This is a genomic window from Pseudomonas sp. Marseille-P9899, assembly GCF_903166565.1.
In the GTDB taxonomy this organism is placed as follows: Bacteria; Pseudomonadota; Gammaproteobacteria; order Pseudomonadales; family Pseudomonadaceae; genus Aquipseudomonas; species Aquipseudomonas huaxiensis.
This window is the reverse complement of sequence record NZ_CAESCG010000003.1, coordinates 55057-79334: the sequence shown is the minus strand read 5'-3', so window position 1 is coordinate 79334 and position 24278 is coordinate 55057. Positions and strand designations below refer to the sequence as shown.

The 24278-nt window shown below is 62.2% G+C and carries 18 protein-coding genes; 13 read left to right on the top strand and 5 right to left on the bottom strand.

The annotated features are described in order from the left end of the window. The first annotated feature begins 33 nt into the window (after positions 1-33). The 13 genes from HWV67_RS16180 (at position 34) to HWV67_RS16120 (ending at position 19412) form a co-directional block, all read left to right on the top strand. The gene (locus HWV67_RS16180; protein WP_010796831.1) at positions 34-210 is read left to right on the top strand and encodes a hypothetical protein; all 177 of its coding nucleotides are present in this window, start codon (positions 34-36) and stop codon (positions 208-210) included. Further along, a complete protein-coding gene (locus tag HWV67_RS16175; RefSeq protein ID WP_175651998.1) occupies positions 194-3148 on the top strand; it encodes a sensor histidine kinase in 2955 nt (984 codons plus the stop codon). Before HWV67_RS16180 ends, HWV67_RS16175 begins: the two co-directional genes overlap by 17 nt. A gap of 22 nt (positions 3149-3170) precedes the next feature. Next, positions 3171-4607, top strand: a complete 1437-nt coding sequence (locus HWV67_RS16170) for a sigma-54-dependent transcriptional regulator (protein WP_175651997.1) — start codon at positions 3171-3173, stop codon at positions 4605-4607. Between the two features lie 704 nt (positions 4608-5311). Further along, the gene (locus HWV67_RS16165) at positions 5312-6700 is read left to right on the top strand and encodes a polynucleotide adenylyltransferase PcnB (protein WP_175651996.1); all 1389 of its coding nucleotides are present in this window, start codon (positions 5312-5314) and stop codon (positions 6698-6700) included. 5 nt (positions 6701-6705) lie between these two features. Then, on the top strand, positions 6706-7182 hold the full coding sequence (gene folK, locus HWV67_RS16160; RefSeq protein WP_175651995.1) for a 2-amino-4-hydroxy-6-hydroxymethyldihydropteridine diphosphokinase: 477 nt from the start codon (positions 6706-6708) through the stop codon (positions 7180-7182). A gap of 251 nt (positions 7183-7433) precedes the next feature. Next, complete coding sequence (panB, locus tag HWV67_RS16155; RefSeq protein ID WP_095159752.1) at positions 7434-8234, top strand: 3-methyl-2-oxobutanoate hydroxymethyltransferase; 801 nt, start codon at positions 7434-7436, stop codon at positions 8232-8234. Continuing rightward, positions 8231-9088 (top strand): pantoate--beta-alanine ligase, encoded by an 858-nt coding sequence (panC, locus tag HWV67_RS16150; RefSeq protein ID WP_175651994.1) that lies wholly within the window; start codon positions 8231-8233, stop codon positions 9086-9088. The genes panB and panC overlap by 4 nt, the downstream gene beginning before the upstream one ends. 165 nt (positions 9089-9253) lie before the next feature. Beyond that, a complete protein-coding gene (gene pgi, locus HWV67_RS16145) occupies positions 9254-10918 on the top strand; it encodes a glucose-6-phosphate isomerase (RefSeq protein ID WP_175651993.1) in 1665 nt (554 codons plus the stop codon). 161 nt (positions 10919-11079) lie between these two features. Further along, entirely contained in the window at positions 11080-13014 is a 1935-nt protein-coding gene (gene acs, locus HWV67_RS16140; RefSeq protein WP_175651992.1) for an acetate--CoA ligase, read from the top strand. Between the two features lie 85 nt (positions 13015-13099). Beyond that, positions 13100-13969 carry an oxygenase MpaB family protein gene (locus HWV67_RS16135; protein ID WP_175652459.1) on the top strand — a complete coding sequence of 290 codons (870 nt, stop codon included), beginning with the start codon at positions 13100-13102 and terminating at the stop codon, positions 13967-13969. Positions 13970-14104: 135 nt separating this feature from the next. Beyond that, entirely contained in the window at positions 14105-15283 is a 1179-nt protein-coding gene (locus HWV67_RS16130) for an acetyl-CoA C-acetyltransferase (protein WP_175651991.1), read from the top strand. Positions 15284-15359: 76 nt separating this feature from the next. Beyond that, positions 15360-16376 carry a class I SAM-dependent rRNA methyltransferase gene (locus HWV67_RS16125; RefSeq protein WP_175651990.1) on the top strand — a complete coding sequence of 339 codons (1017 nt, stop codon included), beginning with the start codon at positions 15360-15362 and terminating at the stop codon, positions 16374-16376. Between the two features lie 99 nt (positions 16377-16475). After that, entirely contained in the window at positions 16476-19412 is a 2937-nt protein-coding gene (locus HWV67_RS16120; RefSeq protein ID WP_175651989.1) for a DUF748 domain-containing protein, read from the top strand. Positions 19413-19517: 105 nt separating this feature from the next. Here HWV67_RS16120 and HWV67_RS16115 read toward each other — a convergent pair whose 3' ends face one another. The 5 genes from HWV67_RS16115 to rbfA all read right to left on the bottom strand — a co-directional run bounded on the left by HWV67_RS16115 (position 19518) and on the right by rbfA (position 24229). Further along, complete coding sequence (locus HWV67_RS16115) at positions 19518-19871, bottom strand: BON domain-containing protein (protein ID WP_095159745.1); 354 nt, start codon at positions 19869-19871, stop codon at positions 19518-19520. Between the two features lie 257 nt (positions 19872-20128). After that, complete coding sequence (gene pnp / locus HWV67_RS16110) at positions 20129-22234, bottom strand: polyribonucleotide nucleotidyltransferase (RefSeq protein ID WP_095159744.1); 2106 nt, start codon at positions 22232-22234, stop codon at positions 20129-20131. A gap of 252 nt (positions 22235-22486) precedes the next feature. Beyond that, positions 22487-22756, bottom strand: coding sequence for a 30S ribosomal protein S15 (rpsO, locus tag HWV67_RS16105; protein WP_095159743.1), 270 nt, complete (start codon positions 22754-22756; stop codon positions 22487-22489). A gap of 153 nt (positions 22757-22909) precedes the next feature. After that, positions 22910-23827 (bottom strand): tRNA pseudouridine(55) synthase TruB, encoded by a 918-nt coding sequence (truB, locus tag HWV67_RS16100; RefSeq protein ID WP_175651988.1) that lies wholly within the window; start codon positions 23825-23827, stop codon positions 22910-22912. 3 nt (positions 23828-23830) lie between these two features. Continuing rightward, a complete protein-coding gene (rbfA, locus tag HWV67_RS16095; protein ID WP_095159741.1) occupies positions 23831-24229 on the bottom strand; it encodes a 30S ribosome-binding factor RbfA in 399 nt (132 codons plus the stop codon). Positions 24230-24278: the final 49 nt, after the last annotated feature.

Here is a 24278-nt window from a genome sequence, read left to right as displayed (position 1 = left end):
CAGTTCGCAGCGGCAAAATCCAATGAGGCCAGCATGTACATCTATCGTTTGGTCCTGCTTCTGGTCGTGGGGATCTACCTGTTCTCCCCGGCCATCATGGACTGGTGGATCGACCCGACCGGTGCCTGGTATCGCCCTTACCTGCTCTGGCTGATCCTGATCGTCGTGACCTTTATCCTGCAGAGCCAACGTGATGCCGATGAGCTTTAGCCTGACCCAGATGATCCTGATCAGCGCCGCCTACTTGCTGGTGCTGTTCGGCGTGGCCTGGGTCAGCGAACGCGGCATGATCCCCCGAGCGATCATCCGCCATCCCCTGACCTACACCCTGTCGCTGGGCGTCTATGCCAGTGCCTGGGCGTTCTATGGCACGGTTGGCCTGGCCTACCAATATGGCTATGGTTTCCTAGCCTGTTACCTGGGGGTGTCCGGCGCATTCCTGCTGGCGCCGGTGCTGCTTTACCCGATCCTCAAGATCACCCGCACCTACCAGCTTTCCTCCCTGGCCGACCTGATCGCCTTCCGCTTTCGCAGCACCTGGGCCGGCGCCCTGACCACGGTGTTCATGCTGATCGGTGTGCTGCCGTTGTTGGCCCTGCAGATCCAGGCGGTGGCCGACTCCATCAGCATCCTCACCGGCGAGCCGGTCAAAAGCCGGGTGGCCCTGGCCTTCTGCGCGATGATCACGCTGTTCACCATCTTCTTCGGCTCGCGGCATATCGCTACCCGCGAGAAACACGAAGGCCTGGTGTTCGCCATCGCCTTCGAATCGGTGGTCAAGCTGCTGGCCATTGGCGGGATCGGCCTGTACGCGCTGTACGGCGTATTCGGCGGTCCGCATCAACTGGAAGTCTGGCTGTTGCAGAACCAGACCGCCCTCGCCGCCCTGCACACGCCCCTGCAGGAAGGACCGTGGCGCACGCTGCTGCTGGTGTTCTTCGCCTCGGCAATCGTGATGCCGCACATGTACCACATGGCCTTCACCGAAAACCTCAATCCGCGCTCGCTGGTCAGCGCCAGTTGGGGCCTGCCGCTGTTCCTGCTGCTGATGAGCCTGGCGGTGCCGCTGATCCTCTGGGCCGGCCTTAAGCTCGGCGCCAGCACCCACCCGGAATTCTTCACCCTCGGCCTGGGCATCGCGGCCAACAACAAGGCTCTCGCCCTGTTGGCTTACATCGGCGGACTTTCGGCCGCCAGCGGGCTGATCATCGTGACCACCCTGGCACTGTCGGGCATGGCCCTGAACCATCTGGTGCTGCCGCTTTATCAACCGCCGGCGGAGGGCAACATCTACCGCTGGCTGAAGTGGACCCGCCGCGCGCTGATCGTCGCCATCATCGCCGCCGGCTTCGGTTTCTACCTGCTGCTGGGTGCGCAACAGGAACTGGCCAACCTCGGTATCGTCGCCTTCGTCGCGACGCTGCAGTTCCTTCCCGGGGTACTCTCGGTGCTGTACTGGCCGACCGCCAACCGTCGCGGCTTCATCGCCGGCCTGCTGGCGGGGATCACCGTGTGGATGGTGACCATGCTGCTGCCGCTGGTCGGCAACCTGCAGGGCTTCTATATCCCGCTGCTGAACATGATCTACGTGCTGGACGACACCAGTTGGCACATGGCGGCCATCGCCTCCCTCGCGGCCAACGTGTTGCTGTTCACCCTGATATCGCTGTTCACCAATGCCAGCACCGAAGAGGTTTCCGCCGCAGAAGCCTGCGCCGTGGACAACGTCCGCCGTCCGCAGCGCCGCGAACTGCACGCCGCCTCGCCCCAGGAATTCGCCACGCAACTGGCCAAGCCGTTGGGGGCGAAAGCCGCGCAGAAGGAAGTCGAACAAGCACTGCGTGACCTTTATCTGCCGTTCGACGAGCGCCGCCCCTATGCCCTTCGCCGCCTGCGCGACCGCATCGAGGCCAACCTGTCCGGGCTGATGGGCCCGAGCGTGGCCCAGGACATGGTCGAGACCTTCCTGCCCTACAAGTCCGGCAGCGAGAACTACGTTACCGAGGACATCCACTTCATCGAGAGCCGGCTGGAGGACTACCACTCGCGCCTCACCGGCCTTGCCGCCGAGCTGGATGCCCTGCGCCGCTACCATCGACAGACCCTGCAGGAACTGCCGATGGGCGTCTGTTCCCTGGCCAAGGACCAGGAAATCCTCATGTGGAACAAGGCGATGGAAGAGCTGACCGGAATCCCCGCCAAGCGCGTGGTCGGCTCGCGCCTGAGCACCATTGTCGAACCGTGGCGCGGCCTGCTGCTGGGCTTCATCAACGTGCCCGACGAACACTTGCATAAACAGCGCCTGGGCCTCGATGGCCAGACCCGTTGGCTGAACCTGCACAAGGCCGCCATCGACGAGCCGCTCGCGCCGGGTAACAGCGGCCTGGTGGTGCTGGTGGAAGACCTCACCGAAACCCAGATGCTCGAAGACAAGCTGGTGCACTCCGAACGCCTGGCCAGCATCGGCCGACTGGCCGCCGGGGTCGCCCATGAGATCGGCAACCCGGTGACCGGCATCGCCTGCCTGGCGCAGAACCTTCGCGAAGAGCGCGAAGATGACAGCGAAATCACCGAGCTGAGCAGCCAGATTCTCGAACAGACCAAGCGCATTTCGCGCATCGTCCAGTCGCTCATGAGCTTCGCCCATGCCGGCAGCCATCAGCAAACCGACGAGCCGGTGTGCCTGGCTGAAGTGGCGCAGGATGCCATCGGCCTGCTGGCCTTGAACCGGCGCAATTTCGAAGTGCAGTTCTTCAACCTGTGCGATCCCGATCACTGGGTCGAAGGCGATCCGCAACGTCTCGCGCAAGTGCTTATCAACCTGCTGTCCAACGCCCGCGATGCCTGCCCCGCCGGCGCCGCGGTGCGGGTCAAGAGCGAGGCCAGCGAACATACCGTCGACCTCATCGTCGAGGACGAAGGCAGCGGCATTCCGAAAAACATCATGGACCGTCTGTTCGAACCGTTCTTCACCACCAAGGATCCGGGCGAGGGAACCGGGCTGGGGCTCGCTCTGGTCTATTCCATCGTGGAAGAGCATTATGGACAGATCACCATCGACAGCCCGGCCGATGTTCAAAGCCAGCGCGGCACCCGGATCCGAGTGACCCTGCCGCGTCATGTCGAAGCGACGTCCGCTGTGAACTGAGACCGTCGAGAGAATTGAATCAATGCCTCACATTCTGATCGTCGAAGACGAAACCATCATCCGTTCCGCCCTGCGCCGTCTGTTGGAGCGAAACCAGTACCAGGTCAGCGAGGCCGGGTCGGTGCAGGAAGCTCAAGAGCGCTTCAGCATTGCCACCTTCGACCTCATCGTCAGCGACCTGCGCCTTCCCGGCGCTCCCGGTACCGAACTGATCAAGCTCGGCCAAGGCACTCCCGTGCTGATCATGACCAGCTACGCCAGCCTGCGCTCGGCCGTCGACTCCATGAAGATGGGCGCCGTCGACTACATCGCCAAGCCATTCGACCACGATGAAATGCTCCAGGCGGTCGCCCGCATCCTGCGCGACCGTCAGAACGCTCCGGCAGCACTGGCCGAACGCGCCAACGGCAAGGCGGCCGCAGGCGAGAAAGTCGCCGCCGGCAATGCCAATGGCGAGATTGGCATCATCGGTACCTGTCCGCCGATGCAGGACCTCTACAGCAAAATTCGCAAGGTCGCGCCCACCGATTCCAACGTCCTGATCCAGGGCGAATCCGGTACCGGCAAAGAGCTGGTCGCCCGTGCCCTGCACAACCTTTCGCGCCGCGCCAAGGCACCGATGATTTCGGTGAACTGCGCGGCGATTCCGGAAAGCCTGATCGAGTCCGAACTGTTCGGCCACGAGAAAGGCGCCTTCACCGGTGCCAGCGCCGGGCGTGCCGGCTTGGTCGAAGCCGCGGATGGCGGCACGCTGTTCCTCGACGAAATCGGCGAGTTGCCACTGGAAGCCCAGGCGCGCCTGCTGCGGGTACTGCAGGAAGGCGAGATTCGCCGGGTGGGTTCGGTGCAGTCGCAGAAGGTCGATGTCCGCCTGATCGCGGCGACCCACCGTGACCTGAAGAACTTGGCCAAGGTCGGGCAATTCCGTGAAGACCTTTATTACCGCCTGCACGTCATCGCGCTAAAACTGCCGGCGCTGCGTGAGCGCGGTGCAGACGTCAATGAAATCGCCAACGCCTTCCTCGCCCGCCAGGGCGCGCGCATTGGCCGTTCTGACCTGAAGTTCGCCCACGACGCGGAACAGGCCATCCGTCATTACTCGTGGCCGGGTAACGTGCGGGAGCTGGAAAACGCCGTCGAGCGTGCGGTGATTCTGAGCGAGAGCCCGGAAATTTCCGCTGACCTGCTGGGCATCGACATCGAGCTGAGCGACCTGGAAGACGACGTGCACTTCGACAACCTGCCGGCTATCGGCAGCGCTGCCAACGCCACCAGCCACGAGCCCACCGAAGATCTGTCACTGGAGGACTACTTCCAGCACTTCGTCCTCGAGCACCAGGACCACATGACCGAGACCGAGCTGGCACGCAAGCTGGGTGTCAGCCGCAAATGCCTGTGGGAACGGCGCCAGCGCCTGGGCATTCCACGTCGCAAGAGCGGCGCTACCAGCGAGAGCTGAGGCACCGCCGCTGCTCCACGGGTAACAGTGACGGCGTGGCACAAACTGTTACCTCTAGGCGGCGACGTAACAAAAACCGGGGTTTACGGTAACGAAATCCCGGTTTTTTTTCGCCTCGAATTTGCCCCCGAAACCACCTAACCCCTTGTTTTACTGGGGTTTGCAAAAGTTGGCACGGCACCTGCTATATGTTCGGTACAAGAACAATAACAAGCACAGCAAAACACAATAAAAATAAGACGAATCGGCTCACGCACAATAAGAACAATACGGCGGAGGCGCAGCTAACTGATTCTTTTGGAGAGGAGTTGTGTTTGGGGCTTGCCCCACAACCGGGCAGAGAACAACAAAAACTGCACTCAAGCAGAGCCTGAACTGGTTGGATCGAGAGATCATCGCAACATCGGCGACCAAAGCAATCCGTTTGCTCTTGTACTCCCGATTAGGGAGACGATCCACAAGCCTTGTGGCGTTTTGTGGATAGGGCGTGAATAAAAACAAGAAGCCCGACAAAAAAACAATAAGAGCACGCAACTACTTCTTGGGGAGCTTCGGCTCCCCTTGTAGTTTCTCCCTTCTGCGAAGCTTCCTACACAGCCATTTTTCGGGCGCCTACACCCTTTTCTGACTAAATGCTAGAATCCACGCCCATCATGCGGCCATTCTACGTTTATGGCCGAAAATTCCTTCAAACAGTGCATCCCATGCTGAAGAAGCTGTTCCAGTCTTTCCGTCCCCCCGTGCATGTCCAGCACCATCGGCGCACTACGCCCGAGGTGATCAACAGCGCACAACATTCGCTGCAGCGCAGCCAGTTCAGCCGCCACGCGGTGAGCATCGTCGAGCGCCTGCAAAGCGCCGGCTACCAGGCCTATCTGGTCGGTGGTTGCGTACGCGACATGCTCTTGGGCATCAACCCCAAGGACTTCGACGTCGCTACCAGCGCCACCCCCGAGCAGGTCCGTGCGGAATTCCGCAATGCCCGGGTCATCGGTCGACGCTTCAAGCTGGTCCACGTCCATTTCGGGCGCGAGATCATCGAAGTCGCCACCTTCCGCGCCAACCATCCGGTGGATGAAGAAGAAAACAGTCACCAGTCTTCCCGCAACGAAAGCGGAAGGATCCTACGTGACAACGTCTACGGCACCTTGGAAGAAGATGCCCAGCGCCGTGACTTCACCATCAACGCCCTTTACTACGATCCGGTCAGCGAGCGCATTCTCGATTACGCCAATGGCGTACACGACATCCGCAATCGCCTGCTGCGCCTGATCGGCGATCCGACCCAGCGCTACCAGGAAGACCCGGTCCGCATGCTGCGTGCCGTGCGTTTCGCCGCCAAGCTGAACTTCGGTATCGAAAAGCACACCGTGCAGCCGATCCGCGAACTGGCACCGATGCTGCGGGAAATCCCCGCGGCGCGGCTGTTCGAAGAATCGCTGAAGCTGTTCCTGTCCGGACACGCCGCCGACACCTTCGAGATGCTGGTGGACCTGCAACTGTTCGACCCGCTGTTCCCGGCCAGTGCCCAGGCCCTGGAAGAGCACCCGAACTACACTCACACGCTGATCAGTCAGGCGCTGATCAACACCGACCTGCGGATCAAGCAGGGCAAGCCGGTCACCCCGGCGTTCCTGTTTGCCGCCCTGCTCTGGCCAGCGCTGCCGGGTCGCGCCCTGTACCTGCAAAGCCGCGGCATGCCGCCGATCCCGGCCATGCAGGAAGCCGCCCACGAGCTGATCGCCGAACAGTGCCAGCGCATCGCCATTCCGAAGCGCTTCACCCTGCCGATCCGCGAGATCTGGGACATGCAGGAACGCCTGCCACGCCGCAGCGGCAAGCGTGCCGACCTGTTGCTCGACAACCCGCGCTTCCGTGCCGGTTACGACTTCCTGCTGTTGCGTGAAAGCGCAGGCGAGGAAACCGAGGACCTCGGCCAGTGGTGGACCGACTATCAGGAATGCAACGAAAGCGAGCGCCGCGAGATGATCCGCGAGCTTGGCGGCCGTGACGAAGGCAGCAGCGCCGGCCCACGCAAACGCAAGCGCAGCCCGAGCAAGCGCAAGCGCGTCGACAGTGGCACAGGCGAGTAAGCAGCATGGTCCGCGTCTACATCGGGCTGGGCAGCAACCTGGCCAATCCGCAGGAGCAGTTGCGCAGCGCCATTGAAGCGCTGGCACTGCTACCGGATACCCAGGTCGCCGGCGTTTCGTCCTTTTATGCCAGCGATTCGCTGTCCCCCGGCCAGCCGCGCTACACCAACGCCGTGGCCGCGCTGGACACCGCACTCGAGCCCATTGCGCTGCTCGACGCCCTGCAAGCCATCGAGGCGGATCAGGGCCGTGAACGCAAGGAGCGCTGGGGCCCGCGCACCCTTGATCTGGATATCCTGCTGTACGCCGACCGGGTCATCGACGAACCGCGGCTGAAAGTGCCCCATTACCACATGCACGCCCGCCCGTTCGTGCTCTATCCCTTGGCCGAACTGGTGCCCGAAGGCTTCCGCCTGGCAGATCAGCGGCCCCTCTCGCAATTACTGGCAGATTGCCCGTTCGTCGGCCTCGAGCGCCTGTAACCGGGCGTTCCCCCAGCGGTAACGCCCGTAACAGCCACGACGTAACAATGCGGTAACACGGTAATTGACTTCCCCCCTCGCGCTCACGACTATAGGCGTCCCGTGGCACCCCAGTGCCATAAACAAGGCGTAAATAGGCCTGGAACAGATCCAAACCCAAACACCACGATCGATGATGTGCTGTTCCAGAAGATGAATACATGCGTTGTACGCAGTGGTTTTTCACAGCGCCTGAACGAGGATTGCTTTTCATGCCAGACGTAACCCTGACCACCCTCCAGGCCCTCAAGGCCAAGGGTGAGAAAATCGCCATGCTGACCTGCTATGACGCGACCTTCGCCCAGACCGCGAACCGCGCCGGCGTGGAGATCCTGTTGGTGGGCGATTCCCTGGGCATGGTCCTGCAGGGCCATGACAGCACTTTGCCGGTGACCAATTCAGAAATGGCCTACCACGTCGCCAGCGTCAAACGCGGCAACGAAGGTGCGCTGATCCTGGCCGACCTGCCCTTCATGGCGTATGCCACCCCCGAGCAAGCCTTCGCCAACTGTGCCCAACTGATGCAGGCCGGTGCGCACATGGTCAAGCTCGAAGGCGCCGCCTGGCTGGGCGACACCATTCGCCTGCTGGCTGAGCGTGGCGTGCCGGTTTGCGCCCATCTGGGCCTGACCCCGCAAGCGGTGAACATCCTCGGCGGCTACAAGGTCCAGGGCCGTCAGGAAAACCAGGCCCGGCAGATGCGCGCCGACGCCATCGCGCTGGAGCAGGCGGGTGTCGCAATGCTGCTGCTCGAGTGCGTGCCGAGCGAGCTGGCCGCGGAAATCACCCAGGCCGTGGGCATTCCGGTCATCGGTATCGGCGCCGGCAGTGCCACCGATGGTCAGGTGCTGGTCATGCACGACATGCTGGGCCTGTCGCTGACCGGTCGTACACCGAAGTTCGTGAAGAACTTCATGGCCGGCCAGCCGGACATCCAGAGTGCTTTCCAGGCCTATGTCCAAGCGGTCAAGGACGTCAGCTTCCCTGGCACCGAACATGGGTTCAGCGCATGAACACCGTCAAGACCGTTCGCGAGCTGCGCGCCGCCGTCGCCCGCGCCCGCAGCGAAGGCAAACGTATCGGTTTCGTACCGACCATGGGTAACCTGCACAGCGGCCACGCGACCCTGGTGACCAAGGCCGCCCAACGCGCCGATTTCGTCGTCGCCAGCATCTTCGTCAACCCGCTGCAGTTCGGCCCCAGCGAAGACCTCGACAAATACCCGCGCACCCTGGCCGCCGATCAGGAACGCCTGCTCCAGGCCGGCTGCCACCTGCTGTTCGCCCCCACCGTCGAAGAGATGTACCCCGACGGCATGGGCGTACAGACCCGGGTCAGCGTTCCGCACCTCTCGGAAGATCTCTGCGGCGCCAGCCGTCCTGGCCACTTCGAAGGTGTGGCCACGGTGGTCAGTAAACTGTTCAACATGGTCCAGCCGGACCTGGCCATATTCGGTCAGAAGGACTTCCAGCAACTGGCGGTGATCCGCGCGCTGGTGCGTGACCTGAACATGCCGATCCAGATCATCGGCGAGCCGACCGTGCGTGCCGACGACGGCCTGGCGCTGTCCTCGCGCAACGGCTACCTGAACGACGAACAGCGCGCCATCGCGCCAACCGTCTACCGCACCCTGAGCCACATGGCCGAGGCGATCCGCCAGGGGCGTCGCGACTACCCGGCGCTGATTGCCGAAGGCCAGCAAGCGCTACAGACCGCCGGCCTCAAACCGGACTACCTGGAAGTACGCCAGGCGCTGAATCTGCGCACGGCCGGCGAAACCGACCGCGATCTGGTGATCCTGGTGGCAGCGTTCCTCGGTGCCACCCGCCTGATCGACAACCTGCACCTGAATCTCGACGAGAAGTAAGCTCGAAGAGCAAGTCCGTGCCATCATCCGAAGGCCAGACCGTGTCTGAATGACATATCTCAATAGCATTTGCCGGCCCGCCGCGAAATAATCCGCGGGGGCCGGCAAACGGTCCCGGGTACACAGTGTCCAAGGCAGTTCAAGCAACCAAGGAAACCTGCAGCGATGGCGTATTACCGCACTCCTCATGATGTCACCGCTCTGCCAGCCTGGCAGGCACTCCAGCAACACCGCGAAGCCATGCAGGATTTCAGCATGCGCGAGGCATTCAATGCCGAACCGCAACGTTTCAACCAATTCTCCCTGAGCAGTTGCGGGCTTTTCCTCGACTACTCGAAAAACCTGATCAACGCCGAGACCCGCACCAAGCTGGTCGGTCTGGCCAATGAAGTCGGCTTGAAAGAGGCGATCGACGCCCTGTTCGCCGGCGAGATCCTCAACGCCTCCGAAGGTCGCCCGGCCCTGCACACCGCGCTGCGTCGCCCGGTCGGCGACAAGCTGAGCGTCAACGGCGTCAACGTGATGCCGGAAGTACACAAAGTGCTGAACCAGGTCACCGAGCTGGTTGGCAAGATCCACGACGGGCTGTGGCGCGGCTACAGCGAGAAGCCCATCACCGACGTGGTGAACATCGGTATCGGCGGCTCGTTCCTCGGCCCGGAGCTGGTCTCCGAAGCCCTGCTGCCCTATGCCCAACGCGGCGTACGGTGCCATTACCTGGCAAACATCGATGGCAGTGAATTCCACGAGCTGTCGGCCAAGCTGCGCGCCGAAACCACCCTGTTCATTGTTTCCTCGAAGTCCTTCAACACCCTGGAAACCCTGAAGAACGCCCAGGCCGCTCGCGCCTGGTACCTGGCCCAGGGCGGCTCGGAAGCCGAGCTGTATCGCCACTTCATCGCCGTTTCCAGCAACAAGGCCGCCGCGGTGGCCTTCGGTATCCGCGAAGAGAACATCTTCCCGATGTGGGACTGGGTGGGCGGGCGCTACTCCCTGTGGTCGGCCATCGGTCTGCCGATCGCCCTGGCCATCGGCACCGCCAACTTCAAGGAACTGCTGTCAGGTGCCTACACCATGGACCAGCATTTCCAGAACGCGCCGTTCGAGCAGAACATGCCAGTGCTGCTGGCCCTGCTCGGTGTCTGGTACGGTAATTTCTGGGGCGCGCAGGCTCATGCGATCCTGCCGTACGACCATTACCTGCGCAACATCACCAAGCACCTGCAACAACTAGACATGGAATCCAACGGTAAATCCGTCCGTCAGGACGGCACGCCGGTCAACCACGACACCGGCCCGGTCATCTGGGGCGGCGTGGGCTGCAACGGCCAGCACGCCTATCACCAGTTGCTGCACCAGGGCACCCAGTTGATTCCGGCCGACTTCATCGTTCCGGTGGTCAGTTTCAACCCGGTTGCCGACCATCATCAGTGGCTGTACGCCAACTGCCTGTCGCAAAGCCAGGCGCTGATGCTCGGCAAGACCCGCGCCGAGGCCGAAGCCGAGCTGCGCGAGAAGGGCATGGCCGAGGCCGAAGTGCAGAAGCTGGCGCCGCACAAGGTGATCCCGGGCAACCGCCCGAGCAACACCCTGGTGGTGGAGCGGATCAGCCCGCGTCGTCTCGGCGCGCTGGTGGCCATGTACGAACACAAGGTCTTCGTGCAGAGCGTGATCTGGGGTATCAACGCCTTCGACCAATGGGGCGTGGAACTGGGCAAGGAACTCGGCAAAGGCGTCTACCAGCGCCTGACCGGCGGCATCGAAGAACCTGCCGAAGACGCCTCGACCCAAGGCCTGATCAACTACTTCCGCGGCCGTCACCGCGGCTGACCGCCAGGCGCTGCCCCCGAACATGGCCGGGGGCAGCGACTACACTGTCCTGACCCGGCAGCCTTCGAACATCACGGCGAAGACCCGCTCCCCCGCGTGCAGCAGGAGCGTCGCCGCTGATGAAGGTAACGCCGTCCCATAACAACAGGACAGGTTGTGCCATGTTCGAGATCAGTACCTTCCCCAAAGCCGACGCCGTCAGTCGCGCCGCCGAAATCAGCCAGGCCGACTACGAACGCCTCTACCGCCAATCGATAGAACAGCCCGATCAATTCTGGACCGAGCAGGCCAAACGCCTGGACTGGATCAGCCCCTGGAGCGCGATCCAGGAGTGCGACATCCGCACCGGCAAAGCCGTCTGGTTCAAGGACGCGAAACTCAACGTCAGCTACAACTGCCTCGACCGTCACCTGGCCAAACCCGGCGACCACCCAGCGATCATCTGGGAGGGCGACGACCCGAGCCGTTCCGCCACCCTCAGCTATCGCCAGGTGCACCAGCAAGTCTGTCGGCTGGCCAACGTACTCAAGCAGCGCGGAGTGAAAAAAGGCGACCGGGTGTGCATCTACATGCCGATGATCCCGGAGGCGGCTTTCGCCATGCTCGCCTGCACGCGCATCGGCGCGATTCACTCGGTGGTGTTCGGCGGCTTTTCCCCCGATGCCCTGCGCGACCGCATCCTCGATGCCGACTGCCGGACGGTGATCACCGCCGATGAAGGCGTACGCGGCGGCAAGACCGTCGCCCTCAAGCAGAACGTCGACAAGGCCCTGACAAGCTGCCCGAACGTAAGCAGCGTGGTGGTGGTCAAGCGTACCGGTGGCAAAGTCGAATGGAACGACAAACGCGACCTTTGGTACCACGATGCCATCGCCCAGGTCAGCGACGACTGCCCGCCCGAACCGATGGACGCCGAAGACCCGCTGTTCATCCTCTACACCTCCGGCAGCACCGGCAAACCCAAGGGCGTGCTGCACAGCACTGCCGGTTATCTGCTGCAGGCCACCATGACCTTCAAGGTGGTGTTCGACTACCGTGAAGGCGAAGTTTTCTGGTGCAGCGCCGACGTCGGCTGGGTGACTGGCCACAGCTATATCGTCTACGGGCCGCTGGCCAACGGCGCCACCAGCGTGATGTTCGAAGGCGTGCCGAACTACCCGGACGCCTCGCGCTTCTGGCAGGTCGTGGACAAACACAAGGTGAACATCTTCTACACCGCGCCCACTGCCCTGCGCGCCCTGATGCGCGAAGGCGAAGGCCCACTGAAAAACACGTCGCGCAAGAGCCTGCGCCTGCTCGGCAGCGTCGGCGAACCGATCAACCCGGAAGCCTGGGAGTGGTACTTCAACGTCGTCGGCGAGCAGCGCTGTCCCATCGTCGACACCTGGTGGCAGACCGAAACCGGCGCCACAATGCTGACCCCGCTGGTCAGCGCCCGACACATCAAGCCCGGCTGCGCGACCAAGCCGATGTTCGGCGTCCAGCCGGTGCTGCTGGACGAGAAAGGCCAGGTCATCGAAGGCCCCGGCGCCGGCATTCTGGCGATCAAGGCCAGTTGGCCGGCGCAGATCCGCAGCGTCTACGGCGATCACCAGCGGATGATCGACACCTACTTCAAACCCTTCCCCGGTTATTACTTCACCGGCGACGGCGCCCGCCGCGACGAACAGGGCGACCTGTGGATAACCGGGCGCATCGACGACGTGATCAATGTGTCCGGCCACCGCATCGGCACCGCTGAAGTTGAAAGCGCGCTGGTGCTGCACGACAGCATCGCCGAAGCAGCCGTCGTCGGTTATCCCCACGACCTCAAGGGCCAGGGCATCTACGCCTTCGTCACCCCGATGAATGGCGTCGAGCCAGACGACGCGCTGAAAAAAGAGCTGCTGGCGCTGGTCAGCAAGGAAATCGGCAGCTTCGCCAAACCGGAGCTGATCCAGTGGGCGCCGGCATTGCCCAAGACCCGCTCGGGCAAGATCATGCGGCGGATCCTGCGCAAGATCGCCTGCAACGAGCTGGACAACCTCGGCGACACCTCGACCCTGGCCGACCCGAGCGTGGTGCAGGGGTTGATCGATAAGCGGCTGAATACCTGATAGAACGTTTGCCAGGATTGGGGGCTTGCTCGCGATAACGTTGCACAGCGCCCCCAACGCTTCGGAAACCGACATCAAGGCCCCCATGGAACCCCTTCGCCGCCGTATCGAAACCCAAGTCATGAGCCTCACCGGTCTCGCCCTCGGCCAGCTCGACCTTGAAAACCCCAAGGGCGACCCCGGCCTGTTCGGCCCGCAAAGCGTGTGCTGGCAAGTGCAGGGCGACTTTCCCAGCATGCTGGTCGGTGGCATCAGCGCCCTGATGCTGCAGGTCCTGCACCCGCTGGCGCTGGCCGGGGTGTGGGACCACTCCAACTTCCGCGAGGACATGCTCGGCCGTCTGCGCCGCACCAGCCAGTTCATCTCCGGCACCACCTTCGGCTCGACCCGCGACGCCAACTGGCTGATCGAGCGGGTCCGCACCATCCACCTGCAGGTCGTCGGCACCGCTGCGGATGGTCGCCCTTATGCTGCCAGTGACCCGGGCCTGCTGACCTGGGTGCATGTCGCCGAAGTGAGCAGCTTCCTCGCCGCTCACCTGCGCTACCGCAACCCGCACTTGAGCGACGCCGCGCAGGACGCCTATTACACCGAAATAGCGCTGATCGCCGAACGCCTCGGTGCTCGCGACGTACCGCGTTCCCGCCAGGAGGTCGCGGACTACCTGCGGCGCATGCGCCCGCAACTCCAGTGTGATGAACGCAGCCGCGAAGTGCTCCGTGTCCTGCTCGACGCCCCGGCGCCGAGCCGCCTGGCCAAGCCGGTCGGCAGCCTGATGATGCAGGCCGGAATTGGGCTGCTGCCGGACTGGGCCGCGGACATGCTCTCGCTCAGGCAAGGAGCGCTGAAACAGCGAGCGGTCGGACTGGGCATCAATACGGTGGCCCCGGTGCTGCGCTGGGCGATGCGCGATGGATCGGCGCACCGGGCACGACGGCGAATGGGGATCAGTTAAGCCCGGCGCTACGCTTGAGGGCCTCGGCAGCGGACATCTCCAATCCACCGCCATCTATGCCACTATGTCGCCCGATCGAAGCCACAGAAGCTTCAGCGTTCCCACGCCAAATCCAACAACAATGAGGACCCGCGCATGCAAGATGTCGTAATCGTCGCCGCCACCCGTACTGCTGTCGGCAGTTTCCAGGGCGCGCTGGCCAACATTCCAGCCGTTGATCTGGGCGCCGCCGTGATCCGCCAGTTGCTGGCCCAGACCGGTCTGGACGGCGAGCTCGTCGACGAAGTCATTCTTGGCCAGGTACTGACCGCCGGCGCCGGACAAAACCCGGCACGCCAGGCCGCGATCAAGGCCGGCCTGCCTCACGCTGTTCCGGCCCTGACCCTGAACAAGGTCTGCGGCTCCGGCCTCAAGGCGCTGCACCTCGCCGCCCAGGCCATCCGCTGCGGCGACGCCGACATCATCATCGCCGGCGGCCAGGAAAACATGAGCCTGTCCAACTACGTCATGCCCGGCGCCCGCACCGGTCTGCGCATGGGCCACGCCAGCCTGGTCGACACCATGATCAGCGACGGCCTGTGGGACGCCTTCAACGATTACCACATGGGTATCACCGCCGAGAACCTGGTGGAGAAGTACGGCATCAGCCGTGAAGAACAGGATGCCTTCGCCGCCGCTTCCCAGCAGAAAGCTGCGGCCGCCATCGAAGCCAAGCGCTTCGTCGACGAAATCACCCCGATCCTGATCCCCCAGCGCAAGGGCGACCCGATCACCTTCGTCACCGACGAACAGCCCCGGGCCGGCACCACCGCCGAATCCCTCGGCAAGCTCAAGCCAGCCTTCAAGAAAGACGGCAGCGTTACCGCCGGCAACGCTTCGTCGCTCAATGACGGCGCCGCCGCCGTGATGCTGATGAGCGCGGCCAAGGCGCAAGAACTGGAGCTGCCAGTGCTGGCGCGGATCAAGGCCTACGCCAATGCCGGCGTCGACCCGGCGATCATGGGCATCGGCCCGGTCAGTGCTACCCGTCGCTGCCTGGACAAGGCCGGCTGGACCCTTGACCAGCTCGACCTGATCGAAGCCAACGAAGCCTTCGCCGCCCAGGCCCTGTCGGTGGGCAAGGAGCTCGGTTGGGATGCGAGCAAGGTCAACGTCAATGGTGGCCCCATCGCCATCGGCCACCCGATCGGCGCGTCGGGCTGCCGCGTGCTGGTCACCCTGCTCCACGAAATGATCAAGCGCGATGCGAAAAAAGGTCTGGCGACCCTGTGCATCGGCGGCGGCCAGGGCGTTGCCCTGGCAATCGAACGCTGATCGACACGGGAGGGGCCGCGCTGGCCCCTCCTCCGCCCCGACGGTAAACTGCACGCCCGCAACCAAGGCCACGTGCATGTCCTCCTTGAATCAGGCGCTGCGCGCCGCCCTCGATAGCCGCCAACCCCTTCTCGCTGAACTGCATGCCCAGGGCACCGACTGTTACCGCCTGTTCCATGGCAGCCAGGAAGGCGTGCCCGGCCTGACCGCCGACCGCTACGGCCCGCAACTCATGGTGCAGAGCTTTCACCAGACACTGGAACGCGACGCCCTGCTGGACCTGCACGCCAGCATCGAGCAAAGCGTTGGACAACCGCTGCAACTGGTCTACAACGACCGCTCGCGGGGCAACAGCCGCATCGACCGTCAGGACACGGTGTACCAGGCGACCGAGGAAGCGTTGGCGGACACTGTCGGCCATGAGTGGGGGCTGAATTACCGAGTGCGCGGCCGTCATGCCGGGCAGGATCCCCTGCTGTTCCTCGACCTGCGCAATGCCCGTGGCTGGGTCAAGCAGCACAGCGCCGGCAAAAGTGTGCTCAATCTCTTTTCCTATACCTGTGGCGTCGGCCTGAGCGCGGCAGCCGGCGGTGCCAGCGAGGTGTGCAACCTCGATTTCGCCGAAGGCAACCTGGCTGTCGGTCGCGAGAACGGTGCGCTCAACCCGCAACTGGCACCGATGGACTTCATCCAGTCCGACTACTTCCCGGCAATCCGCCAACTGGCCGGGCTGCCCATCAGTCAGCGGCGCGGGCAGAAGCTGCCGTCCTATGTGCGCCTGGAAGCCCGGCAGTTCGACCTGGTATTTCTCGATCCGCCGGCCTGGGCCAAAAGCGCGTTCGGCACGGTTGACCTGCTGCGCGATTACCAAAGCCTGCTCAAACCGGCCTTGCTGACCACCGCCGAAGACGGTGTGCTGATCTGCAACAACAACCTGGCCCGGGTCGACATGGACGACTGGCGCGAACAGGTGCTGCGCTGCGCGGAGAAAGCCGGTCGCCCGGTGCGCGAGTGGCAGGTGATCAGCCCGGCCGCGGACTTCCCGTCGCAAGATGGCCGCCCGCCGCTGAAGACCCTGGTGCTGCATCTGTAGGTCGCACGGACCGTGGGTTGTCGGGTTTTCCCGGCAACCGCCGGAACTCGATTAACGTGCCATACTCTAAGCGTCCCGCTTCCTACGCAGATGCCGCACATGTCCAAAGGATTGACCCGCGCCCTCGGCGCCCTGCTGGCCGCCCTGGCCTTGTACAGCCTTCTTGGCTTCTTCATCCTTCCCGGCATCGCCCTTCGTATTGCCAATCAACAACTGGCCCAGTACGCCACCGTACCGGCACAGTTGCAGCGCATCGAACTCAATCCGTTCAGCCTGGAGCTGACGGTCTGGGGCCTGCAGATCGGTGAACCGGGCAAGGAACAGGTCGGCTTCGAACGCCTGTACGCCAATCTGCAACTGGACAGCCTGTGGAGCGGCGCCCTGCACCTGGACAGCGTCGAACTGGTCAAACCGCGCACCGAGCTGCTGTTCGCCAAGGACGGCAGCCTGAACCTGACCCAACTGTTCAAACTCCCGCCAAGCGAGGCGAAACCCGAAGCGCCGGCCAGCGATCCGTTTCCGCTGCGCATCGGCAGCATCCGCCTGAGCGACGGCTACCTGCACTTCCAGGATGACCGCCCAAGCGAGCCGATCGAGTTCCTTTACGACGCAATGAACCTGGAGCTGAAAAACCTCAGCACCCTGCCCGACGACAACACCGACATGACCCTGGTGGCGGCCGGCCCGAACGGTGGGCGCATCGACTGGAGCGGCACCTTCAGCCTGTCGCCGATCGCTTCCAAGGGCACACTGAAAATCACCGACGGAAAAATGAAGGCGTTCTGGCCTTATGTGCGTGACGCCGTTCCGCTGGTGCTGGAAAACGGTGTGTACAACCTGCAGAGCGACTACAGCATCAGCCTGGCCAAGGAAACCGAACTCCTGCTGGACAACACCGCGCTGAGTATCGCGTCCTTCGCGATCAAGGCTCCCGATGGCCGGCCGCTGGTGCGTCTGGCCAAACTGGACGTGACGGAAAGCTCGGTCGACCTGGCCAAACAGTTGGTGACCGTCGGCAAGATCCGCAGCGAACAACTGGAAACCTGGGCAGCCCTTGAGGCCGACGGGCAACTGGACTGGCAGAAACTGTTCGCCAGCCAACCGGCCAAGGCCACGCCCGAGGAAAAAGCCGAGCCGGCCACCGCTGAGCCTTCGGCCAAAGAAAAAGCCGCGCAGGACGCGCCCAGCAAGCCATGGCAAGTGCTGCTGCGCGACACCCAGTTGCGCAACTATCAGGTGCATCTGGCCGATCGCACACAAAAGGAAGCGGTTGCCCTGGATGTCGGCCCGATCAACCTGGACCTGCAGAATTTCGACAGCCTGAACAAATCGCCCTTTACCCTCAAGCTCGACAGCGGCGTCGGCAAGCAGGGCAAGCTGCAGGCGTCCGGCGAGGTCAACCTGGCGCCGGTCACGGCAAAGCTCAAGGTCAGCACCCAAGACATCGACCTGCGTATTGCCCAGGCCTACATCAGCCCGTTCATTCGCCTCGAACTGCGTAGCGGCATGCTCGGCAGCGACCTTAATGTCGACCTCAAGAGCACCGAGCCGCTGGCCTTTGCCATTGCGGGCAAGGCGCGGGTCAACCAGTTGCATACCCTGGACACCATCAAGAACCGCGACTTCGTCAAATGGCAGCAACTCGATCTGGACGGCATCGAATACCGCCACGGTGATGCCCTGAGCATCGCCAAGGTGAATCTGCTCCAGCCCTACGCGCGTTTCATGATCAACGAAGACCGCACCACCAACGTCGACGATTTGCTGATTCCGCAGCCCGCCGACAGCGGCGCGAAAAACCAGGCAAAGGCCGCACCAGGAAACGACAAGCCTCTGGGCGTGCATATTGGTCAGATCGACATCAACGACGGCTCGGCCAACTTCGCCGACTTCAGCCTCACGCCCAACTTCGCCACGGCGGTCCAGCAGCTCAACGGCCAGATCGGCACCATCGACAATCGCCAGCCGAAACCGGCCAAGGTCGACGTCAAAGGCAAGGTCGACCGTTACGCGCCGGTGATCATCAAAGGCGCGCTCAACCCGTTCAACCCGATGGCGAGCCTGGATATCGCCACCAGCTTCCGCCGGGTCGAGCTGACCACACTGACGCCCTACTCCGGCAAGTTCGCCGGCTTCCGCATCCGCAAGGGCCGGCTGAATCTCGACCTGCACTATGTGATTACCAACGGCCAGCTCAAGGCCGAGAACAAGGTGGTGGTGGAGCAGTTGCAACTGGGCGAGAAGGTCGACAGCCCGGACGCCGTGGACCTGCCGATCCGCCTGGCGGTGGCACTGCTCAAGGACACCGAGGGCAAGATTTCCATCGAATTGCCGGTGACCGGGGACCTGAACAACCCGCAGTTCAGCGTCATGCCGATCGTTTGGCAGACCTTGCGCAATCTGGTGCTGCGCGCGGCACAGGCACCGTTCAAATTCATCGGTGGGCTGATCGCCGGTGGCGGTGCGGAAGACCTCGGCAACGTTGCTTTCGCCCCGGGTTCCAGCGATCTGAGCACTGATGCCCAGGGCGCTCTGGACAAGCTGTCCGCTGCCCTGAAGGAACGCCCCGCCCTGCGCCTGGAAATCGAAGGCACCAGCGCCCAGAGCAGCGACGGCCCGTTGATTGCCCAGCAACGGCTGGAGCGTGAATACCAGAGCACCTACTACAAGATCCTCCAGCGCCGCGGCGACAAGGTCCCGGCCCAGGCTTCGATGCTGCAGGTGCCGGAAGGCGACAAGCCGGCGATGCTCGAAGGCATCTACCGCACCCGTCTCAAACAGCAACCGCCAGTGGAATGGGAGCAACTGGACACCGAGCAGCGTGTCGGCCAGATGCGTGATGCCGTGCTCAAGACCTGGGCGGAAAGCGCTGTACTGCTGCGTCAGCTCGGCCAGGCAAGGGCCAGCAGCATCAAGGATTACCTGGTGGACAAGGGCAAGCTGGAAGACGAGCGGGTCTACTTCGTCGATGCCAGCCTGGGCCAGGCCGAGTCCGATGGCCGGGTGATCTCACCTCTGCACCTCGACGCCGAGTAGTTTTCGACCGACAAAAAAGAGCCCCGGCATTGCCGGGGCTCCGTGCGCCCAAATCCTTTTGGGCTGTCGCATGAACCGTCAGGATCAGCGAGCGGGACGAACCAATCAGTTGGTTTTCAGGCCATCAGCCGATACGGCCTGTACGCCTTTGATTTTCTTGGCGATGGCAACTGCCATGTCTTTCTGCGACGAGGACACTGCCACGTCGGACGACAGCGACACTACGCCTTTGTTGGTTTCGACTTTAATGTCGGTACCAGGAATGCCTTTCTCGGTAACCAGATCAGCTTTTACCTTGGTGGTGATCCAGGTATCGGAAGTGGCTTCCTTGGCCTTGGTCACTTCACCGGCCGCAAGAGTCAGTGGCGCCTGGGTGGTTGGCTGTTGGGCGAACGCTACATTGGCCATGGTCAGAGTCAGGGCAGTAGCGGTGGCAGCAGCAATAGCGAACTTCTTCATACGAGACACTCCTGTTTTTCGAGAAATCTGCCACCGAAAGGTCCTGGTGGCAGGTGTAATCCTTACATTGCAGACGCTGTGCCAGTTTTTGATATCTTAAAAATCGTTTAAAAACAGCAACTTACGTAAACACGAAAATACCGGGATCGTGCAAATTGCAAGTTGCCGAGTTATTGCGCATGCAAGATGCAAGTTGTCCCATCAATTCGCGCGCATAAAAAAAGGACCCCGGAGGGTCCTTTTTCGAAAGCCGGGAGTTAAACGCCCGAAGCCTTCGCTGCAGCAACGTCTTTGATCGACAGCTTGATGCGGCCGCGGTTGTCCACGTCCAGCACCAGAACCTCAACTTCCTGACCTTCTTTCAGGATGTCGGTCACTTTCTCTACGCGAGCGTCGCTCAGCATGGAGATGTGAACCAGACCGTCCTTGCCCGGCAGGATGTTGACGAAGGCGCCGAAGTCGACGATGCGCTCTACCTTGCCGACGTAGATCTTGCCGATCTCGGCTTCGGCAGTGATGCTCAGAACGCGCTGACGCGCTGCTTCTGCTGCATCTTTGGTTTCGCCGAAGATCTTGATCGAGCCGTCGTCTTCGATGTCGATCGAAGCCTTGGTTTCTTCACAGATACCACGGATGGTCGCGCCGCCTTTACCGATGACGTCACGGATCTTGTCGGTGTCGATCTTCATCGCGATCATGGTCGGAGCGTTTTCCGACAGCTCGCTACGGGACTGACCGATGATCTGGTTCATCTGACCGAGGATGTTCAGGCGCGCTTCCAGGGCTTGGCCCAGAGCGATCTCCATGATCTCTTCGGTGATGCCGTTGATCTTGATGTCCATCTGCAGCGCGGTAACACCCTTGGAGGTACCGGCAACCTTGAAGTCCATGTCGCCCAGGTGGTCTTCGTCACCGAGGATGTCGGTCAGAATGGCGAACTTCTCGCCTTCTTTAACCAGACCCATGGCGATACCGGCAACCGGAGCCTTCATCGGTACACCGGCGTCCATCAGTGCCAGGGAAGCACCGCAAACCGATGCCATCGAGCTGGAACCGTTGGATTCGGTGATTTCCGACACAACGCGGATGGTGTACGGGAATGCGTCGGCGGCTGGCAGCATGGCCTGAACCGAACGACGGGCCAGACGGCCGTGACCGATTTCACGACGACCAGCACCGCCCATGCGACCACACTCGCCCACCGAGAACGGAGGGAAGTTGTAGTGCAGCATGAAGGGGTCTTTACGCTCGCCTTCGAGGGTGTCCAGCAGCTGTGCGTCACGGGCAGTACCGAGGGTCGCAACAACCAGCGCCTGGGTCTCGCCACGGGTGAACAGAGCGGAACCGTGAGTCTTCGGCAGAACACCGACTTCGATGTTCAGCGGACGTACGGTCTTGGTGTCGCGACCGTCGATACGTGGCTTGCCGTTTACGATGTTTTCGCGAACGGTGCGGTATTCGATTTCGCCGAAGATTTCTTTGACTTCGCCAGCCGAAGCCTGACCTTCTTCACCGGAGAACTTGGCGATCGCCTGATCGCGCAGTTCGCCCAGACGAGCGTAACGGTCGGCCTTGACGGTGATGGTGTAGCCCTGGGAAACGGCTTCGCCGAACTCAGCGCGGATGGCGTTCAGCAGTTCGGTGTTGGCAACGGCTGGTTTCCAGTCCCAAGTTGGCTTGGCAGCTTCGGCGGCCAGCTCTTTGACAGCCTGGATGACTGCCTGGAATTCGTCGTGGGCAAACAGCACGGCGCCCAGCATCTGGTCTTCGGTCAGCTCTTTGGCTTCCGATTCAACCATCAGAACGGCGTCGGAAGTACCGGCAACGACCATGTCCAGGCTGGAGGCAGCCAGTTGCTCGTAGGTCGGGTTCAGCAGGTAGCCGGTGCTCTCGTGGAAGGCAACGCGCGCGGCACCGATAGGGCCTTCGAACGGGATGCCGGAGATGGCCAGGGCAGCCGAGGTACCGATCATCGCAGCGATGTCCGGATCGGTCTTCTTGCTGGTGGAAACGACGGTGCAGACAACCTGCACTTCGTTCATGAAGCCTTCTGGGAACAGCGGACGGATCGGACGGTCGATCAGACGCGAAGTCAGGGTTTCTTTCTCGGAAGGGCGGCCTTCACGCTTGAAGAAACCACCAGGGATCTTGCCGGCGGCGTAGGTCTTTTCCTGATAATGCACGGACAGCGGGAAGAAGCCCTTGCTCGGATCGGCGTGCTTGGCGCCAACCACGGTCACCAGCACGGTGACGTCATTATCAACGGTGACCAATACGGCACCGGATGCCTGACGGGCGATACGGCCAGTCTCGAGGGTTACGGTCGACTGACCGAACTGAAATTTCTTGATTACCGGGTTCACGGTTTCCTACCTTATCTTAGTGGCTCTGGGGGAACTGGTTTCTTGCGAATTCTTGGGCAGAACGGGGAATCGGCCCCATTGACCGTCCAGATAAAACTAAAGGTTGGGAGCCTGCCCGGCCGTCGCGGAAAACCGCTCGGGCAAGACAGACTGCCAACCTCATAGATACGCGCGGCGCGCTCGTCAGCCATGGAGCGAAAGCTCTTGGCTGAAGACCGCAGCACGCCGCGCACACCACTGGCCAGGCCGCTATTAGCGACGCAGACCCAGACGACCGATCAGGGCGCTGTAACGAGTGGCGTCTTTACCTTTCAGGTAGTCCAGCAGCTTGCGGCGCTGGTTTACCATGCGGATCAGACCACGACGGGAGTGGTGGTCTTTGCCGTTGGCCTTGAAGTGGCCTTGCAGCTTGTTGATGTTGGCGGTCAGCAGAGCAACCTGAACTTCCGGGCTACCGGTGTCACCAGCAGCTTGCTGGTAGTCGCCAACGATCTGTGCTTTTTCTTCAACGCTGAGTGCCATCTGGCTTTCTCCAAATCAAGGGAAACCGGTAAAGGCTTCCAATAGGCCAGGGACTGCTCCCTGTATTCATAAAAGTGAGGTGTGACCATGCCTATTAACAGCCACCCTCTAATCCATCCGTGCCGAACCTGAGCCCGACACTGACGGTTTCGGTCATTCCGACCGAATCAGTCGACGCGGCGCGATGCGCCCGTCTTCGCTCACTTCACCGATCCCGATGAAGCGACCGTTGTGATCCTGTACGCGGACCATGCCGAATTTCGGCGCGTCCGGCGAACGTACCGGCTGACCATGCAGCCAGTAAAACGCACTGTGCTCGGAGAACTGCAGCAACGGCCAGTCCAGCAAACCGCTGTCCGAAGGCATCAGGAAGCGATCGATCGCTTCATTGCCGCCATCGGCGTGAACCTGCTCGAGCTCTTCGAGGGTCACGGTCTGGGCCAGCTCGAACGGTCCGGCATGGGTGCGACGCAGTTCGGCGACATAAGCACCACATCCCAACACCTCGCCGATATCTTCGACCAGGGTGCGGATATACGTGCCCTTGGTGCAACCGACCGAGAGACGAACCCGGGTGCCTTCGCACTCCAGCAGTTCCAAGCGGGTAATAGTAACAGAACGTGCTTCACGCTCCACTACTTCACCTGCACGCGCCAGTTTGTACAACGGCTGGCCATCACGCTTGAGGGCCGAGTACATCGGAGGTATCTGGCTGATTGGACCACGAAATTGTGGCAACACCGCTTCAATGTCGGCGCGACCAACGGTCACATCGCGGGTCTGCAGGACTTCACCCTCGGCATCGCCGGTGGTGGTGGTCTGCCCCAGTTGCATGACCGTCTCGTAGCCCTTGTCGGAGTCGAGCAGGTATTGCGAGAACTTGGTTGCCTCGCCGAAGCACAGCGGCAATACGCCACTAGCCAGCGGATCAAGACTGCCGGTATGTCCGGCCTTTTCAGCATTGAGCAGCCAGCGGACCTTCTGCAACGCGGCGTTGGAGGTGAACCCCAGCGGCTTGTCGAGCAGGATGATGCCACTGACGTTACGACGGATACGTTTGACCTGAGCCACGGATCACTCCTTGCTATCCGGAACGTCGGTGCTCTGGTGCTGGCTGTCCTCGGCGACGGCACGCTCGATCAGCGCGGACAGATGGGCGCCGCGGGTGACGCTCTCGTCATAGTGGAAATGCAGTTGCGGCACGCTGCGCAGCTTCATTTCACGGCCGAGCTGCATGCGCAGGAAACCGGAGGCGGAGTTCAGGACTTTCAGACTCTGCTTGATGTCTTCGGCGCTGTCCTGGCCCATGACGGTGATGAACACCTTGGCATGGCCGACATCGCGGCTGACATCGACGGCGGTGATGGTCACCAGGCCGACGCGCGGGTCTTTGACTTCACGACGGATCAACTGAGCCAGCTCACGCTGCATTTGATCGCCGATGCGTTGGGTACGGCTATATTCTTTTGCCATGTCTTGCTACCTGTAACTAAAGCGGCAAACGCCCGGCCAGGCATCAGCC